This window comes from Enterobacter cloacae complex sp. SHL012 (genome assembly GCF_049237505.1).
Classification (GTDB): Bacteria; Pseudomonadota; Gammaproteobacteria; order Enterobacterales; family Enterobacteriaceae; genus Enterobacter; species Enterobacter kobei.
Genome location: NZ_JBMKIZ010000002.1, coordinates 133,604 through 149,078, shown reverse-complemented (window position 1 = coordinate 149,078; position 15,475 = coordinate 133,604). Strand labels below are relative to the sequence as shown.

Below are 15,475 nucleotides of genomic sequence, written 5' to 3'. Positions count from 1 at the left end.
CATCAAAACATCCCACATTTCGCTTGTTTTTCTTCTCGGCGTAATGATAATCACTATCACAAGAATTTACCTTTCTTTGCATCAGTTGACCGCGATAAACATTTAAGGTGTCGGCATGTTTGTTCCATTTCTCATTATGTTACGTGAAGGGCTCGAAGCGGCTCTGATTGTCAGCCTTATCGCCAGTTATCTGAAGCGAACCCAGCGCGGACGCTGGATTGGCGTCATTTGGATTGGCGTGTTCCTCGCCGCGGCGCTCTGTCTGGGCCTGGGTATCCTCATCAACGAAACCACCGGCGAGTTCCCGCAGAAAGAGCAAGAGCTGTTTGAGGGGATTGTCGCCGTCATTGCGGTGGTGATTCTGACCTGGATGGTGTTCTGGATGCGTAAGGTCTCCCGCAATGTGAAAGTCCAGCTGGAGCAGGCGGTGGATAACGCCCTGCAAAAAGGCAACCATCACGGCTGGGCGCTGATCATGATGGTCTTTTTTGCGGTGGCGCGTGAAGGGCTGGAATCGGTCTTCTTCCTGCTGGCCGCCTTCCAGCAGGACGTAGGCATCTGGCCGCCGCTGGGGGCAGTGCTGGGGCTGGCAACGGCCGTTGTGCTGGGTTTCCTGCTCTACTGGGGCGGTATTCGCCTTAACCTGGGGGCGTTCTTCAAATGGACCAGCCTGTTTATTCTGCTGGTCGCCGCGGGGCTGGCGGCTGGGGCGATCCGCGCCTTTCATGAAGCGGGCCTGTGGAACCACTTCCAGGACGTGGCGTTTGATCTCAGCAATGTCCTCTCCACACACTCTCTGACCGGCACTCTGCTCGAAGGTATCTTCGGTTACCAGGAGACACCGAGCGTGAGCGAAGTGGCGATGTACTTTATTTATCTGGTGCCGGCGCTGGTGTTGTTTGCGATGCCGCCGCGTACCGGCACACAGGCGACGCGCGTCGCGCCGTAATAATTGATTTAGTTACAACATACTTTTAAAGGGAAGAGTCATGGCAATTCAGTTCCGTCGTAGTGCGTTATGCGCAGGCATTGCCGCGCTGTTCGCTTCCGCATTTTCCGCCTGGGGGGCCGATGTTCCTCAGGTCAAAGTGACCGTCAATGACAAGCAGTGCGAGCCGATGACCCTCACGGTGAACAGCGGTAAAACCCAGTTCATTATTCAGAACCACAGCCAGAAGGCGCTGGAGTGGGAGATCCTGAAAGGGGTGCTGGTCGTCGAAGAGCGTGAAAATATCGCCCCTGGCTTCAGCCAGAAGATGACCGCCAACCTGCAGCCGGGCGAGTATGAAATGACCTGCGGTCTGCTGACCAATCCTAAGGGTAAGCTGATCGTTAAAGGTGAAGCGACGGCGGATGCGGCGAAAGGCGCTGCGGTGCTGAGCCTGGGTGACGCGATTACCGCTTATAAAGCATACGTTACCAAAGAGACGGCAGATCTGGTGGCGGGCACGAAAGCCTTTACCGATGCGGTGAAAGCCGGTGATATCGAAAAAGCCAAATCCCTTTATGCACCAACCCGTCAGCACTACGAGCGCATCGAGCCGATTGCCGAGCTGTTCTCAGACCTTGATGGCAGCATTGACGCCCGCGAAGATGATTTCGAGCAGAAGGCCGCCGATCCGAAATTCACCGGCTTCCACCGTCTGGAGAAAGCCCTGTTTGGCGACAACACTACCAAAGGGATGGAAAAATACGCCGCACAGCTGAACGGCGACGTGCTGGAACTGCAAAAGCGCATCAGCGAGCTGGCTTTCCCGCCTTCAAAAGTGGTGGGCGGCGCGGCGGGTCTGATTGAAGAAGTGGCCGCAAGCAAAATCAGCGGTGAAGAAGATCGCTACAGCCACACCGACCTCTGGGACTTCCAGGCCAACGTCGACGGTGCGCAGAAAATTGTCGATCTGCTGCGTCCTCAGCTGCAGAAAGAGAACAGCGAACTGCTGGCAAAAGTGGATGCCAACTTCAAAAAAGTCGACACCATTCTGGCGAAATACCGTACCAAAGACGGATTTGAAACATACGATAAGCTGACCGACGCCGACCGTAATGCGCTGAAAGGCCCGATTACCGCCCTGGCGGAAGATCTCTCTCTGCTGCGCGGCGTACTGGGTCTGGACTAAGCACGATGAACAAGAATGGCAAATTCGACGAGGTAGAACCTTCCCGTCGTCGGTTGTTAAAAGGGGTAGGGGCGCTGGGCGGCGCGCTTGCCCTTGCAGGCGGCTGCCCGGTGGCGCATGCGGCGAAACCGCAAAGCGCACCTGGCACGCTGTCCCCCAATGCCCGCATGGAGACGCAGCCTTTTTACGGCGATCATCAGTCGGGCATTCTGACGCCGCAGCAGGCCTCCATGATGCTGGTGGCGTTTGATTCGCTGGCCAGCGATAAAGCCGATCTGGAACGTCTGTTCCGCCTGCTGACGGCACGCATTGCGTTTCTGACCGCAGGTGGACCGGCGCCGGACACGCCGAATCCGCGCCTGCCGCCAATGGACTCCGGTATTCTCGGGGCGTTTATCGCGCCCGATAACCTGACCATTACCGTGTCGGTCGGAGAGTCGCTGTTTGATGGCCGCTACGGCCTGACAAAGCAGAAGCCGAAAGCGCTGCAAAAAATGACGCGTTTTCCAAACGATTCCCTCGACGCGGGGTTGTGTCATGGCGACCTGCTCCTGCAGATTTGCGCCAATACCCAGGACACGGTGATCCACGCCCTGCGCGATATCATCAAGCACACCCCGGATCTGCTCAGCGTGCGCTGGAAGCGGGAAGGGTTTATCTCTGACCACGCTGCGCGCAGTAAAGGGAAAGAGACGCCGGTTAACCTGCTGGGCTTTAAGGACGGCACGGCCAACCCGGACAGCAGCAATGCTGCGCTCATGAAAGAGGTGGTGTGGGTGACGGCGGATCAGGGCGAACCGGCGTGGGCCGTCGGCGGCAGCTACCAGGCGGTGCGCATTATCCAGTTCCATGTGGAGTTCTGGGACCGCACGCCGCTGAAAGAGCAGCAGACCATTTTCGGCCGCGACAAGCAGAGCGGGGCGCCGCTCGGTATGACGCATGAGCATGATGTGCCCGACTATGCCCGCGATCCCAATGGCGATGTGATTGCGCTGGACAGCCATATTCGCCTCGCCAATCCGCGCACCAAAGAGACGCAGTCCAGCCTGATGATGCGTCGTGGCTACAGCTACTCCCTCGGCGTGACCAACGCAGGCCAGCTCGATATGGGGCTGCTGTTCGTCTGCTATCAGCATGACCTTGAAAAGGGCTTCCTGACCGTGCAGAAGCGCTTAAACGGCGAAGCGCTGGAAGAGTATGTAAAACCCATCGGCGGCGGCTACTTCTTTGCCCTGCCTGGCGTGCGCGACCGGAACGCGTATCTCGCGCAAGATCTGATTGAAGCCTGATAATTGTCCCTGCGAGAGTTCGCGGGGACATTATTTTTTCCTATGACAAACATATTGTTATATTTCTGTAATATTTCTATATAAGACTGAATCCGCTGCAGGAGCAGTCTGAAAAGTTGCAATCAGGTAAAATAAATGTTGCATTTATGATAACTCCTGATGTACTTAAGATAAGACAGCGGTAGTTCCCGGCAGTGATGCTGAATCACTATGGAGATCGCGAATGGTTGCGTCCTGTACTGGACAAGGTAAACATAACAACCGCAGCACCCGGCGCGGAGGCTCAGACTCCGGCAGCGATTTCCTCACCACTAAATTCTCCCCCTCTCCTCAAGAATCTGATTCGACCGACGTGCAGACTGGTGCGCGTAGCCGTTCTGTATCGTCATCTGATAAAGCAAGCAATGGCTTACAAGGAAGCCAACCCTCTGATGTTCGTGCGCATAATCGTGCCGACGCTGGCACGTGTGATGAATACCAACAACTCAAGGTGCTATCCATGGGAAGACAAAAAGCAGTGATCAAAGCTCGTCGCGAGGCAAAACGTGTGCTGAGACGGGACTCACGTAGCCATAAACAGCGTGAAGAAGAATCGGTCACCTCGCTTGTGCAGATGAGTGGCGTAGAAGCAATTGGCATGGCCCGAGACAGCCGTGATCATTCTCCAATTGTGGCGCGCAATGAGGCTCAGGCGCACTACCTGAATGCTATCGAGAGTAAACAGCTCATCTTTGCAACCGGTGAAGCCGGATGCGGGAAAACCTGGATCAGTGCAGCCAAAGCGGCGGAAGCGCTGATCCATAAGGACGTGGAGCGTATTATTGTTACCCGTCCGGTACTGCAAGCGGATGAAGATCTCGGCTTCCTGCCCGGCGATATTTCGGAGAAGTTTGCCCCGTACTTCAGACCCGTCTATGACGTGCTGGTGAAGCGTTTGGGTGCATCCTTTATGCAGTACTGCCTGCGACCAGAGATTGGCAAGGTGGAAATCGCGCCGTTCGCCTATATGCGCGGACGTACATTTGAAAATGCGGTCGTCATTCTTGACGAGGCTCAGAACGTGACCGCTGCGCAAATGAAGATGTTCTTAACGCGCCTCGGGGAGAACGTGACGGTCATCGTTAACGGCGACATTACCCAGTGTGACCTGCCATCCGGCGTGAAATCCGGGCTGAGCGACGCGATGTCACGTTTTGAGGAAGATGAGATGATTGGGGTGGTACGCTTCACGAAAGAGGATTGCGTGCGTTCGGCACTGTGTCAGCGGACGTTGCAAGTCTATTCCGACTGAAGGTAAAACATTACCGTTTTATCCTTCTTCAGTAATCCCTTCCCGGCATCATGCCGGGAAGCTTCTTTTATTCCTGTGCTCTACTCGCGCCTGGTTATCTTTTAATAGATCGCCTGTCGTGCGGAATTCATCATTTCGGTATTCATTTCAGCGGTGGGTTTTTATCACGCCTGGCGAAATGTGATGCGTATTTATAATATCCACAAAATACCCATGAATATCATGATCGCGCTAATTGTTCATTCAAATTTAAACGTGAATGTTGTCACATAATGTTACTAAGTTGTAAAAATTAAGTTGGTATATTGAGGGTAATTATCTATGTTTCGTACTGATTCAAACAACATTCTAACAAGAAAATCCCATGGGGAACCGTTTCCCTGGAACATCACGTTGAGGGTCATACATGAACGAACTGGTTGGTGCAATTAACGGTGTTATCTGGAGCCCGGCGTTAATATTCTTATGTCTGGGTGTCGGTCTCTATTTCTCATTACGTAGTCGTTTTTTGCAGTTACGTCATATAAAACATATGATTACCTTGATGTTCCAGGGGCGTCCTACCGATGCAGGGGTATCGTCTTTCCAGGCACTGACGATGACGCTGGCAGGGCGAGTAGGGACCGGAAACATTGCTGGTGTCGCCACCGCAATCACCTTCGGTGGACCGGGCGCACTTTTCTGGATGTGGATGGTGGCGTTTTTGGGTGCCAGCTCAGCGTTTGTGGAATCTACGTTGGGCCAGGTTTATAAAGAAAAAATCAACGGTGAATATCGTGGCGGTCCTGCCTTTTATATCGAAAAAGGATTAGGGGTCAAATGGTATGCATGGTTATTTGCAGTCGTCACCATTTTCTCCTGCGGTTTATTAATGCCAGGGGTTCAAGCAAACTCGATTGGCGCCAGCCTGGAGATAGCTTTTGGGCTTGATCCCAATGTCACGGCGGCATTACTTGCCGTACTGTTAAGCTTTATTATTTTCGGTGGTGTGAAAAGGATCGCCAGTTTTAGCAGTATGGTCGTTCCGTTTATGGCACTTGGCTATATTATTGTGGCTTGCGTTATTATCGCGATTAATATTACCGAGCTTCCTGGTGTTATTCTGCTGATCTGGAAAAGTGCTTTTGGCTTTGAAGCGGGCTTTGGCGCGATTCTGGGTCAGGCGATTATGTGGGGCGTTAAGCGCGGCGTCTATTCCAACGAAGCGGCACAGGGGACCGGACCGCATGCTTCATCTGCGGCAGCGGTGAGCCATCCGGTGAAACAGGGGCTGGTGCAGGCATTCTCAGTTTATATCGATACGCTGTTTGTCTGCTCCGCGACCGGGTTTATGCTGCTGATCACCGGGCTGTATAATGTTCAGGGCGTCGACGGCGCTGCACTCTATACGGGGATTGCAGGCGTGGCCGCAGGTCCTGGCTATGTTCAGACGGCGATGGAAAGTATGATGCCGGGCTTTGGTAATTACTTTGTTGCCATTGCGCTGTTCTTCTTCGCCTTTACCACCATTATTGCGTACTACTATATCGCCGAAACCAATATCGCCTACATCAACCGTAAAATTCACCGTCCCTGGCTGACATTCCTGCTCAAATTATGTTTGATGGCTTCCACCGTGTACGGGACCGTCCGCACCGCGGATCTGGCGTGGGGACTGGGGGATATTGGGGTTGGGATGATGGCATGGCTTAACATTATTGCCATTGTGCTTTTACATAAAAAAGCCTTTGTCAGCCTTAAGGATTATGAAACCCAGAATGCACAGGGACTGGATCCACAGTTTGATCCGGTTCGACTGGGAATTAAAAATGCCGATTACTGGCTGGGAGAGCGTAAGGATGAACCGGCTGCGAATCCGGGGCAGACGACTTCTGTCGTGAGAGAGCAAAGCGCAGGGAAACTGAACAATTAATCGTGACAGCCGGTATCGCAATACGGGCTCAGACTGCTGACAACGTTTCGCCCGGCGGCGCTACGCTTGCACGGGCCTACGGGTTTTGTCGAACCCCGGTCGGGGATTCTCATCCCCCCCGCTGGAGAATATAAAAGAAAAAAGCCCGTACTTTCGTACGAGCTCTCATCTTGAATATGGCGGTGAGGGGGGGATTCGAACCCCCGATACGTTGCCGTATACACACTTTCCAGGCGTGCTCCTTCAGCCACTCGGACACCTCACCATATTGTTTTGCTGCCTGACCGCGTGGGGGGCAACGGGGCGCTACTATAGGGAGTTGCGCTTACACGGTCAAGCAGATTTTCTGTATTCGTGCTTGTTCGGTTAAGCCTTAATCAGCACATGCCGCTGAGGGCTGAATTAACGCTGTGAATCGAGCACTTCGCTGTTTTTAACCACTTCCTGAGCTTTGCTATAGCTTTCGATCAGCAGCTGGTACGCCGGGAAGATATGGGTGTACACCTCAGCCCACTCCGCAGCATCTTCGCGGTTCCAGGTTCGCTGGATCTCAGACGCCACCGCCGCGGTGTCCATCGGTACCACACCGGCCTGCATCACACGCGCGAGGGTGATCTCCTGCGCCATTTTGCTGTAGGTGCCGGAGGCGTCAATTACCGCAAAGACTTTATACCCATCCGCAACCGCGCTGATCGACGGGAAGGCCATGCAGACGCTGGTGATCGTGCCCGCAATGATCAACGTGTTGCGCCCGGTGGCTTTTACTGCCGCGACAAACTCCGGGTTATCCCAGGCGTTGATCTCACCTTTGCGGGCCACGTACTGAGCATGCGGCGCATTGGCGTGGATCTCCGGGATAAGCGGGCCGTTCGGTCCCTGCGGGACGGAAGCGGTGGTGATCACCGGGATCTTCGCCAGGGTGGCGATTTTTGCCAGCGCCGCCGCACGGGCGCGCAGTTCTGGCATCGGCATATCGCCGACGGTCTGGAACAGCCCGCTCTGGTGGTCGATAAGCAGCATGACTGCATCGTTTACGTCAATGACGGGACGTGTACCGTTGAAGTTTGCAGGGGTAGACATTTTGCGCTCCTTATTACGTTTAGATCTGGCCGAAGCGGCCGGAGTTGAAATCACGAATGGCTTCCGCGATTTCGGTTTTACTGTTCATCACAAACGGGCCATAGCCCACAATCGGTTCATTCAGCGGCTCGCCGGCCATCAGCAGTACTTTTGCGTCGCCGTTTGCTTCCAGATGAAGCTTGTCGCCTTGCTGACTGAATACGATCAGCTGTGCCTCACCCGCTGGCGTGGTGCCGTTCACCGTTACGCTGCCCTCAAGTACCACCAGCGCCGTGCTCCAGCCTTCAGGCTGATTGAGCGTCAGGTGGCTGCCCTGGCGTAGTGTCAGATCCCACACATTCAGCGGTGAGAAGGTATGAGCCGGGCCAGTCACCTCGTCAAAGCGGCCGGCGATGACGCGCAACGTTCCGCTGCTATCCGGCAGCGTGACGACAGGGATATCCGCCTTCGTGATGCTCTGGTAACCGGGCGCTGCCATCTTGTCTTTGGCGGGCAGGTTGACCCACAGCTGCATCATTTTCAGTTCGCCGCCTTTCTGCGAGAACGCGCTGGAGTGGAACTCCTCATGCAAAATGCCTGCGCCCGCCGTCATCCACTGCACGTCGCCCGGTCCGATGACTCCGCCTTTGCCGCTGGAGTCACGATGTTCCACTTCGCCGGAGTAGACGATGGTGACCGTTTCAAAGCCACGGTGAGGGTGCTCGCCCACGCCACGCTTCGCGCCATCCGCCGGGAAGGTGTAGGGACCGGCATAGTCCAGCAGCAGGAACGGACTGAGTGATTCACCGTGCGTCTGATAGGAAAACATCGAACGAACCGGGAAACCGTCTCCGACCCAATGGGGACGAGGTGCGGTATAGACGCCTGTTACGTTTTTCATGATTAACTCCTGATGTGCTGTCGATGTAATTAGCTTATATTCAGAGCTAATATCCCGGTAGAGAGTGAAAATGACATTCACTGTTCTTAAAATGGAACAATGAGGGCGTATGCAGGATCTCAATGATTTCGTGTGGTTTGTGAAAGTGGTGGACCACGGTGGGTTTGCAGCGGCAGGTCGGGCGCTCGATCAGCCTAAATCGAAACTGAGCCGCCGGATTGCGCAACTGGAAGAGCGGCTGGGTGTGCGGTTGATACAGCGTACCACGCGGCAGTTTACGGTGACGGAGGTGGGGCAAACGTTCTATCAGCACTGTAAAGCCATGCTGGTCGAGGCTGAAGCGGCGGAGGAGGCGGTGGCTGCCTTACAGGCTGAACCGCGCGGTGTTGTCAGGATAACGTGTCCTGTCACGTTGCTGCACGTTCATGTGGGGCCCATGCTGGCGCGGTTTATGGCGCGCTACCCGGGGATCAATCTTCAGCTGGAGGCCACCAACCGGCGGGTTGACCTGGTAGGTGAAGGCATTGACGTGGCGATCCGCGTTCGTCCGCGTCCGTTTGATGACAGCGATCTGGTGTTAAGGGTGCTGGCTGACAGAGGACACTGCCTGGTGGCGAGCCCGGCGTTGATTGAGCGGATGGGCAACCCGGTGATGCCTGCTGAACTCAGCGACTGGCCGGGTTTAAGTATGGGGGCGGGCAAGCAACTGCATAAATGGGATCTGAGCGGTCCGGAGGGAGCGAAAGCCGAAATCCACTACACGCCGCGCTTTATAACTACCGATATGCTGGCGCTGCGGGAAGCGGCGATGGCGGGCGTAGGCGTGGTGCAGTTGCCGATTTTAATGGTTAAAGAACAGTTGGCGACAGGGGAATTGGTGCGGGTTCTGGATGCCTGGGAGCCCAGACGGGAAGTGATCCACGCGGTGTATCCTTCGCGGCGCGGTCTACTGCCATCGGTCAGGGCGCTGGTCGATTTTCTAACCGAAGAGTATGCGCGGATGGTTGAGGAGTAAATTCTTTGTAGGTCGGGTAAGCGAAGCGCCACCCGACATATTCACCGCAGAGGAAGCAAAGTTCGAATCCCCTGCAGACGTGCAACATGCGAAAAAAAAGCCCGCATTTTCATGCGAGCTCTTCTTTAAATATGGCGGTGAGGGGGGGATTCGAACCCCCGATACGTTGCCGTATACACACTTTCCAGGCGTGCTCCTTCAGCCACTCGGACACCTCACCATATTGTCATCCCGTTGTTGCCGGGACGGGCGCTAATGTAAGGAAAAGCCGAACTGCCGTCAACTCACTTTTTCAGTAATTTAGCGTGTTTAGACAAACTTCAGGCAACCTGATTCCGAAATGTGCGAAAAGCGTCTTTTTTATCAGCAATAACATAGCGCCATAAATTTGTTATGCTGACAATCCATTTGAAAATGAAAACAAAACAGCGCGAAAAAGGCAGGAATGACTATGGATATACTCTTCTATCACCCCACTTTTGATACGGCTTATTGGATTAAAGCACTGTCGGCAGCACTGCCGGGCGCGCGCGTTCGTGAGTGGAAGCGGGGCGATAACGAACATGCTGACTATGCGCTGGTCTGGCATCCACCCGTTGAGATGCTTCAGGGCCGTAAACTGAAGGCCGTGTTTGCGCTTGGCGCTGGCGTGGATTCCATTCTGAGCAAACTGAAGGCACACCCGGAGATGCTGCCGGAAGATATCCCCCTGTTCCGCCTGGAAGATACCGGTATGGGCCAGCAAATGCAGGAATATGCCGTCAGCCAGGTCCTGCACTGGTTCCGTCGCTTTGATGATTATCAGGCCTTTAAGCAGCAATCCCACTGGGAGCCGCTGCCGGAATATCAACGTGAAGACTTTACCATCGGTATCCTCGGGGCGGGCGTGCTGGGCTCAAAGGTGGCTGAAGCCCTTGCCCCGTGGGGCTTCCCGTTACGCTGCTGGAGCCGTAGCCGTAAAGCGTATCCGGGCGTTGAGAGTTTTGCCGGAACGGATGAACTCCCGGCGTTTCTGAAAGGCACACGCGTGCTGATCAACCTGCTGCCGAATACGGCGGAAACGGTGGGGATTATCAACGAAGCCTTGCTCAATCAGCTGGCCGATCAGAGCTACCTGATGAACCTGGCGCGCGGGGTGCATCTGGTGGAGCCGGATCTGCTGAAGGCGCTGGATAGCGGAAAGCTTAAAGGTGCCATGCTGGATGTTTACAGCCGTGAGCCGCTGCCTGAAGAAAGCCCTCTATGGCGACACCCTCGCGTGGCAATGACCCCGCATGTCGCCGCCGTGACGCGACCGGCTGAGGCGGTGGCTTATATCTCGCATACTATCGGTGAAATAGAGAAGGGGAACGCGGTTACCGGTCAGGTCGACCGACAGCGCGGCTACTGAGAGAAACCCGGCGTTGGCCGGGTTTTTGCTAATATTCGCCGCTGATAACTGCTATCCTTTGGAAAAACCGCAGAGGAGAGAAAGATGTATCCCGTTGACCTGCATATGCACACCGTCGCCAGCACCCACGCGTATAGCAACCTCCATGATTATATCGCCCAGGCAAAGCTAAAAGGTATTAAGCTCTTTGCGATAACCGATCACGGCCCGGATATGGCGGATGCGCCGCACTACTGGCATTTTGTGAATATGCGGATCTGGCCACGTCTGGTGGATGGCATTGGGATACTGCGCGGCATTGAGGCGAACATCAAAAACACCGACGGTGAAATCGACTGCACCGGCCCGATGCTGACCTCCTTAGATCTGATCCTTGCCGGTTTCCATGAGCCGGTTTTCCCGCCGCAGGATAAAGAGACCAATACCGCGGCGATGATTGCCACCATTGCCAGCGGCAATGTGCATATCATCAGCCATCCGGGTAATCCTAAATACCCTATTGATATTCAGGCCGTGGCGCAGGCCGCCGCGAAACACCGTGTGGCGCTGGAGATTAACAACTCCTCGTTCGTGCACTCGCGTAAAGGCAGTGAAGCCAACTGTCGCGAAGTGGCAGCCGCCGTGCGTGATGCCGGAGGGATGGTGGCGCTGGGCTCTGATTCGCACACGGCCTTCACGCTGGGGGATTTTGGCGAGTGCATGAAAGTGCTGCAGGACGTCAATTTCCCGGAAGCACAGATCCTGAACGTCACGCCGCGCCGTATGCTCGACTTCCTGGAGTCGCGCGGCATGACGCCCGTTGATGAATTTGCCGACCTTTAATTGAATAACGGAATAACACAATGAATGAATTCTCCATCCTTTGCCGCGTGCTGGGCTCCCTGTATTATCGCCAGCCGCAGGACCCGCTGTTGGTTCCGCTGTTTACGCTCATTCGCGAGGGTAAGCTGGCGCAGAACTGGCCGCTGGAACAGGATGAGTTACTGGAACGTCTGCAGAAAAGCTGTGATATGCAGCAGATCTCAACGGACTACAACGCATTGTTCGTGGGGGAAGAGTGCCGCGTTTCGCCCTACCGTTCTGCCTGGCAGGAAGGGGTGACCGAAGCGGAAGTGCGGGCATTCCTCTCTGAGCGCGGTATGCCGCTGAGCGATACGCCAGCCGATCATATTGGTACTCTGCTGCTGGCGGCCTCCTGGATCGAAGACAACGCGGGTGATGATGAAAATGAAGCCATCGAAATCCTCTTCGAGACGTATCTGCTGCCGTGGGTTGGAACCTTCCTGGGGAAAGTTGAAGCCCACGCCACCTCTCCGTTCTGGAGAACGCTGGCTCCGCTGACGCGCGACGCCATCGCAGCAATGTGGGATGAGCTGGAAGAAGAGAGTGAAGAGTGATTTACATCACAAAAATTCTGCAACGATACATTTCAACTTGCACGCAATGTGCTTCTGATCTCATTTCCATGGTGCGCATCTGCTAAGATGCGCACCATGAACATATTACTTTGTATTGCAATCACGACGGGCATTCTCTCCGGTATCTGGGGATGGGTGGCGGTGTCTCTCGGTTTATTAAGCTGGGCTGGCTTCCTTGGCTGCACGGCCTATTTCGCCTGCCCGCAGGGAGGGCTGAAAGGGCTCTTTATCTCTGGTTGCACGCTGATGAGCGGCGTTATATGGGCGCTGGTTATCATCAAAGGCAGCGCGCTGGCGCCGCATCTGGAGATCCTGGGCTACGTCATGACGGGGGTCGTTGCCTTCCTGATGTGTATTCAGGCGAAGCATCTGCTGCTGTCGTTTGTACCGGGCACCTTTATGGGGGCGTGCGCGACCTTTGCCGGACAGGGGGAGTGGAAGCTGGTCGTCCCTTCACTGGCGCTGGGGTTGCTGTTTGGCTATGCCATGAAGAACAGCGGTCTCTGGCTGGCGGCGCGACGGGAAAAAACGCAAAACATCACCGCGGTGAGTGAATAAAAAAAGGCGAGATAATCATCTCGCCTTTTTTATGCGCTTCCTGTCAGGATTCCGGAGGCACGGACATATCACGGTATTTCACCAGGATCGGGTTCTGCACGTCTGATTTGTTTTGCAGATCCCACAGCCCGCGATCGATACCATCGTTAATCAGGAAGATCACGCCGGTTTCAATGGCTGACATCAGACACATCATGACCGGTTCATTCGAGGTATAACCAATTTCACCTTCCAGTAAACGCTGGTAGTCGATGAAGCGGAATACCCCCGCCTGGACTTCATAAGACAATATCGTTTTGCTGGTGTTTACCGAGGAGAGCACTTCACCGGTACTGACGTTGACGACACGCAGGTTAACGGCAATTTGGTCGAGCTGATACTGGGTATCCGCGCCAATCCCAAAGTAACGTGCTCCCACACCACCCGATTTAACGTTGCTCTCATAACCGATAATCGAGCCTTCGATCATGACGTTTGCCGCAGCCAGAGACTGCAGAGGCATTCGGTTATTGTCCGCGACGGTGCCATTCTCCTGTGCAGCACGAATAATTTTTCGTTCATTTAACAGGTTCTGTAGCCCCTGGCGTTCCAGCGGTATAAACCAGTGCGAATCCTTGAGTGCGGTAACCAGCATGGCGGTGGCGCTTTGCGGCACTGCCGTGGAGAAGTTACTGGCCGGGTAGGGCTTAAATTGCCCTGTTTCATCCTGAATGTTGTATACCGAGACAAATATTTTGCCCGTTGGAGAAGGCAAATGGGTTAAATCACGATAACTCTGAGCTCGAGGCATTAATGTTGGTTTTGCAGCTTCTTTAGGCGGAGCAGTTAAACAACCGCTCAATAAGCACACTGCAACAAATATCAGGAAGCGCTGCATGATCGTTGTCCTTATTTAGCTATTGTTTAAAAGTCAGTTGAATTGCTTTGTAGGCCAGAAACCTCAATGGTGGAGGTTTTTCCGGTTTTACGATCGGTTACGTTCAACTGAAGTTGTCCGTCTCTGTTGGCGATATCGACAATAAAATCGTTGGTCACCATTCGGCCGGGCTTGCCGGTGTTAATGTTTGTCAGCAATCCCCCTAAAATTTGCGACTGGATAGCCTGGGTGAAGTTATCCAGTGCGGAAGGGGTATCAACGGTAAAGTCCTTATAACTGGGATCTTTATAGGAGTTTTGCGCCTGAGCTTCATTCAGCAGGAACGCACCGTTGTTAGGGTTACCGCCAAAGTTAGGGTTACGGAACTGGAACGTCATATTTCCGCCCCAGCAAAGAGGGGTAATAAGCATTATCGAAACAACTGCATATGCAATACGCATGACAGCCTCCGCATATCGGTTCGCTAGAACTCATCTTTTGCTAAATCGCTGGTGCTTAATAGCGCTTTGTCTATTTGCAGGCGATTAATAGCGTCTTCAGTTTGAGCCAGTGCTAAGGCCACGTTTTTATCGAAGTCTGTTTTCGAGGGGAATAAAAACGTTTGATAAATAACGTCCTGATTAGCCGTGATGGTTATCCAGCTTCCCCAACGTGCACTGGGCCGCTCGTTGATTGTTAAATTACCCGTGTAGGTACTGTCCCATTTATCACTGAAGGCCCGGTAAAAACTGTGCCCGATCGATGAGACTGTGTGGTCAGTTAACAATCCGGGAACTTCGACCTCGACGGCCTGCAGGTTCCCTGCAGCGAGCAAGAAACTCGCTGCGGCGATCCAACTCAACGTGCGCTTCATGTGATTAACGCCTGAGGTTATCGTTTGCCCATGAAACAGCCTGAGTTCGATTTTTAACAGCTATCTTCTTGAAAAGATTATAAAGGTGCGTCTTTACCGTATTTTCGCTGATAAATAACGAACGGGCGATTTCAATATTTGAAGCACCAATGCGTAGTTTGTTCAGGATCTCTTTTTCACGGTGCGTGAGCAGCGCGGATTCCGAACTGTTATAGCGGTAGTTACCGGAGTGCGTGATGAGGTAGCTGGCCAGCTTTTGCGAGAAATAACACTCTCCGCGCAATATGCCCTGCAGACCCTCTACCACCCGGCCTTCTTCTTCAGTGACGTAGAACACGCCATTGATATGCGGCCAGCTTTCAATATCTCTGAAAGGGTATTCATCAGGAGTGTTCAATAATAACACGCGGATATTATTGTTTTTCCTGCTTAAGTTATCTTGCCAGTAATGGATAAGCTTCTTATCAGCTTCCATCATATCAAACAGAATGATGCTGCCAGGCGCAATATCATCAAAAGAACGTTGAATATTATGCAATTTCCCGTTCAATGATAAAGATTGCTTTAAATGTTGTAATAAAGCTGTCGCTTGCAGAGAAGGTTTTGTGATCAACAGTAATGTATGACCATGTAAACTATGGACTTCATTATACATGATGAAACCCCACTTATTTTTGGCACCTGACAGCTGCCCTCCTGAAAAGAGGAAGGCACCAGAAGTACTGACAGATGTTGCACTGCTGTGTGTAGAATCAGAACATAACCTCCACAGGGAGGTAAATATAAAACCAATTT

Annotated in this window: 16 protein-coding genes and 2 tRNA genes; 10 read left to right on the top strand and 8 right to left on the bottom strand. The window is 53.6% G+C overall.

Annotated elements, in window-relative coordinates:
- Window positions 1-115: 115 nt before the first annotated feature.
- The 5 genes from efeU (at window position 116) to ACOTY9_RS08395 (ending at window position 6,609) form a co-directional block, all read left to right on the top strand.
- A complete protein-coding gene (gene efeU, locus ACOTY9_RS08415; protein WP_348565639.1) occupies window positions 116-949 on the top strand; it encodes an iron uptake transporter permease EfeU in 834 nt (277 codons plus the stop codon).
- A 40-nt stretch (window positions 950-989) separates the two neighbouring features.
- A complete protein-coding gene (efeO, locus tag ACOTY9_RS08410; RefSeq protein ID WP_023332662.1) occupies window positions 990-2,117 on the top strand; it encodes an iron uptake system protein EfeO in 1,128 nt (375 codons plus the stop codon).
- A gap of 5 nt (window positions 2,118-2,122) precedes the next feature.
- Complete coding sequence (efeB, locus tag ACOTY9_RS08405; protein WP_014883320.1) at window positions 2,123-3,406, top strand: iron uptake transporter deferrochelatase/peroxidase subunit; 1,284 nt, start codon at window positions 2,123-2,125, stop codon at window positions 3,404-3,406.
- A gap of 499 nt (window positions 3,407-3,905) precedes the next feature.
- Window positions 3,906-4,697, top strand: a complete 792-nt coding sequence (phoH, locus tag ACOTY9_RS08400) for a phosphate starvation-inducible protein PhoH (protein ID WP_014883322.1) — start codon at window positions 3,906-3,908, stop codon at window positions 4,695-4,697.
- Window positions 4,698-5,103: 406 nt separating this feature from the next.
- Window positions 5,104-6,609, top strand: coding sequence for an alanine/glycine:cation symporter family protein (locus ACOTY9_RS08395; RefSeq protein ID WP_023332665.1), 1,506 nt, complete (start codon window positions 5,104-5,106; stop codon window positions 6,607-6,609).
- A gap of 177 nt (window positions 6,610-6,786) precedes the next feature.
- Here ACOTY9_RS08395 and ACOTY9_RS08390 read toward each other — a convergent pair.
- From ACOTY9_RS08390 to ACOTY9_RS08380, 3 genes are all read right to left on the bottom strand, one after another.
- A tRNA-Ser gene (locus tag ACOTY9_RS08390) sits at window positions 6,787-6,874 on the bottom strand.
- A 137-nt stretch (window positions 6,875-7,011) separates the two neighbouring features.
- Complete coding sequence (locus tag ACOTY9_RS08385) at window positions 7,012-7,689, bottom strand: isochorismatase family protein (protein WP_023337077.1); 678 nt, start codon at window positions 7,687-7,689, stop codon at window positions 7,012-7,014.
- Window positions 7,690-7,708: 19 nt separating this feature from the next.
- Entirely contained in the window at window positions 7,709-8,569 is an 861-nt protein-coding gene (locus ACOTY9_RS08380; RefSeq protein WP_023337078.1) for a pirin family protein, read from the bottom strand.
- Window positions 8,570-8,678: 109 nt separating this feature from the next.
- On the opposite strand from ACOTY9_RS08380, the gene ACOTY9_RS08375 reads away from it, so the two are divergent.
- Window positions 8,679-9,584, top strand: coding sequence for a LysR family transcriptional regulator (locus ACOTY9_RS08375; protein ID WP_348565638.1), 906 nt, complete (start codon window positions 8,679-8,681; stop codon window positions 9,582-9,584).
- A 132-nt stretch (window positions 9,585-9,716) separates the two neighbouring features.
- Here the strand turns inward: ACOTY9_RS08375 and ACOTY9_RS08370 are convergent.
- Window positions 9,717-9,804 (bottom strand) — tRNA-Ser (locus ACOTY9_RS08370).
- Window positions 9,805-10,035: 231 nt separating this feature from the next.
- Between ACOTY9_RS08370 and ghrA the strand changes: the two genes are divergently transcribed.
- From ghrA to ACOTY9_RS08350, 4 genes are all read left to right on the top strand, one after another.
- The gene (gene ghrA, locus ACOTY9_RS08365; protein WP_032637010.1) at window positions 10,036-10,974 is read left to right on the top strand and encodes a glyoxylate/hydroxypyruvate reductase GhrA; all 939 of its coding nucleotides are present in this window, start codon (window positions 10,036-10,038) and stop codon (window positions 10,972-10,974) included.
- Between the two features lie 84 nt (window positions 10,975-11,058).
- The gene (locus ACOTY9_RS08360) at window positions 11,059-11,796 is read left to right on the top strand and encodes a phosphatase (RefSeq protein ID WP_014883328.1); all 738 of its coding nucleotides are present in this window, start codon (window positions 11,059-11,061) and stop codon (window positions 11,794-11,796) included.
- Between the two features lie 20 nt (window positions 11,797-11,816).
- Entirely contained in the window at window positions 11,817-12,371 is a 555-nt protein-coding gene (locus tag ACOTY9_RS08355) for a TorD/DmsD family molecular chaperone (protein WP_063666645.1), read from the top strand.
- 96 nt (window positions 12,372-12,467) lie between these two features.
- Window positions 12,468-12,950, top strand: a complete 483-nt coding sequence (locus ACOTY9_RS08350) for a DUF1097 domain-containing protein (protein WP_074170090.1) — start codon at window positions 12,468-12,470, stop codon at window positions 12,948-12,950.
- 43 nt (window positions 12,951-12,993) lie between these two features.
- Here ACOTY9_RS08350 and csgG read toward each other — a convergent pair whose 3' ends face one another.
- From csgG to csgD, 4 genes are read right to left on the bottom strand one after another with little or no spacing between them, the layout of a single operon-like run.
- Window positions 12,994-13,827, bottom strand: a complete 834-nt coding sequence (gene csgG, locus ACOTY9_RS08345) for a curli production assembly/transport protein CsgG (RefSeq protein ID WP_014883331.1) — start codon at window positions 13,825-13,827, stop codon at window positions 12,994-12,996.
- Between the two features lie 26 nt (window positions 13,828-13,853).
- On the bottom strand, window positions 13,854-14,267 hold the full coding sequence (csgF, locus tag ACOTY9_RS08340; protein ID WP_014883332.1) for a curli production assembly/transport protein CsgF: 414 nt from the start codon (window positions 14,265-14,267) through the stop codon (window positions 13,854-13,856).
- Window positions 14,268-14,290: 23 nt separating this feature from the next.
- Entirely contained in the window at window positions 14,291-14,680 is a 390-nt protein-coding gene (gene csgE, locus ACOTY9_RS08335; RefSeq protein WP_014883333.1) for a curli production assembly/transport protein CsgE, read from the bottom strand.
- Between the two features lie 4 nt (window positions 14,681-14,684).
- Window positions 14,685-15,335 carry a biofilm master transcriptional regulator CsgD gene (gene csgD, locus ACOTY9_RS08330; RefSeq protein ID WP_014883334.1) on the bottom strand — a complete coding sequence of 217 codons (651 nt, stop codon included), beginning with the start codon at window positions 15,333-15,335 and terminating at the stop codon, window positions 14,685-14,687.
- Between the last annotated feature and the right edge of the window lie 140 nt (window positions 15,336-15,475).

What these genes read in the sequence shown, in the direction of transcription:
- ACOTY9_RS08395 (WP_023332665.1), top strand. Translation starts at nt 5,104, where the DNA reads ATGAACGAACTGGTTGGTGCAATTAACGGTGTTATCTGGAGCCCGGCG.
- ACOTY9_RS08350 (WP_074170090.1), top strand. Translation starts at nt 12,468, where the DNA reads ATGAACATATTACTTTGTATTGCAATCACGACGGGCATTCTCTCCGGT.
- ACOTY9_RS08385 (WP_023337077.1), bottom strand. Translation starts at nt 7,689, where the DNA reads ATGTCTACCCCTGCAAACTTCAACGGTACACGTCCCGTCATTGACGTA.
- efeO (WP_023332662.1), top strand. Translation starts at nt 990, where the DNA reads ATGGCAATTCAGTTCCGTCGTAGTGCGTTATGCGCAGGCATTGCCGCG.
- csgF (WP_014883332.1), bottom strand. Translation starts at nt 14,267, where the DNA reads ATGCGTATTGCATATGCAGTTGTTTCGATAATGCTTATTACCCCTCTT.
- efeU (WP_348565639.1), top strand. Translation starts at nt 116, where the DNA reads ATGTTTGTTCCATTTCTCATTATGTTACGTGAAGGGCTCGAAGCGGCT.
- phoH (WP_014883322.1), top strand. Translation starts at nt 3,906, where the DNA reads ATGGGAAGACAAAAAGCAGTGATCAAAGCTCGTCGCGAGGCAAAACGT.
- ACOTY9_RS08360 (WP_014883328.1), top strand. Translation starts at nt 11,059, where the DNA reads ATGTATCCCGTTGACCTGCATATGCACACCGTCGCCAGCACCCACGCG.
- efeB (WP_014883320.1), top strand. Translation starts at nt 2,123, where the DNA reads ATGAACAAGAATGGCAAATTCGACGAGGTAGAACCTTCCCGTCGTCGG.
- csgD (WP_014883334.1), bottom strand. Translation starts at nt 15,335, where the DNA reads ATGTATAATGAAGTCCATAGTTTACATGGTCATACATTACTGTTGATC.
- csgG (WP_014883331.1), bottom strand. Translation starts at nt 13,827, where the DNA reads ATGCAGCGCTTCCTGATATTTGTTGCAGTGTGCTTATTGAGCGGTTGT.
- ghrA (WP_032637010.1), top strand. Translation starts at nt 10,036, where the DNA reads ATGGATATACTCTTCTATCACCCCACTTTTGATACGGCTTATTGGATT.
- ACOTY9_RS08355 (WP_063666645.1), top strand. Translation starts at nt 11,817, where the DNA reads ATGAATGAATTCTCCATCCTTTGCCGCGTGCTGGGCTCCCTGTATTAT.
- ACOTY9_RS08375 (WP_348565638.1), top strand. Translation starts at nt 8,679, where the DNA reads ATGCAGGATCTCAATGATTTCGTGTGGTTTGTGAAAGTGGTGGACCAC.
- ACOTY9_RS08380 (WP_023337078.1), bottom strand. Translation starts at nt 8,569, where the DNA reads ATGAAAAACGTAACAGGCGTCTATACCGCACCTCGTCCCCATTGGGTC.
- csgE (WP_014883333.1), bottom strand. Translation starts at nt 14,680, where the DNA reads ATGAAGCGCACGTTGAGTTGGATCGCCGCAGCGAGTTTCTTGCTCGCT.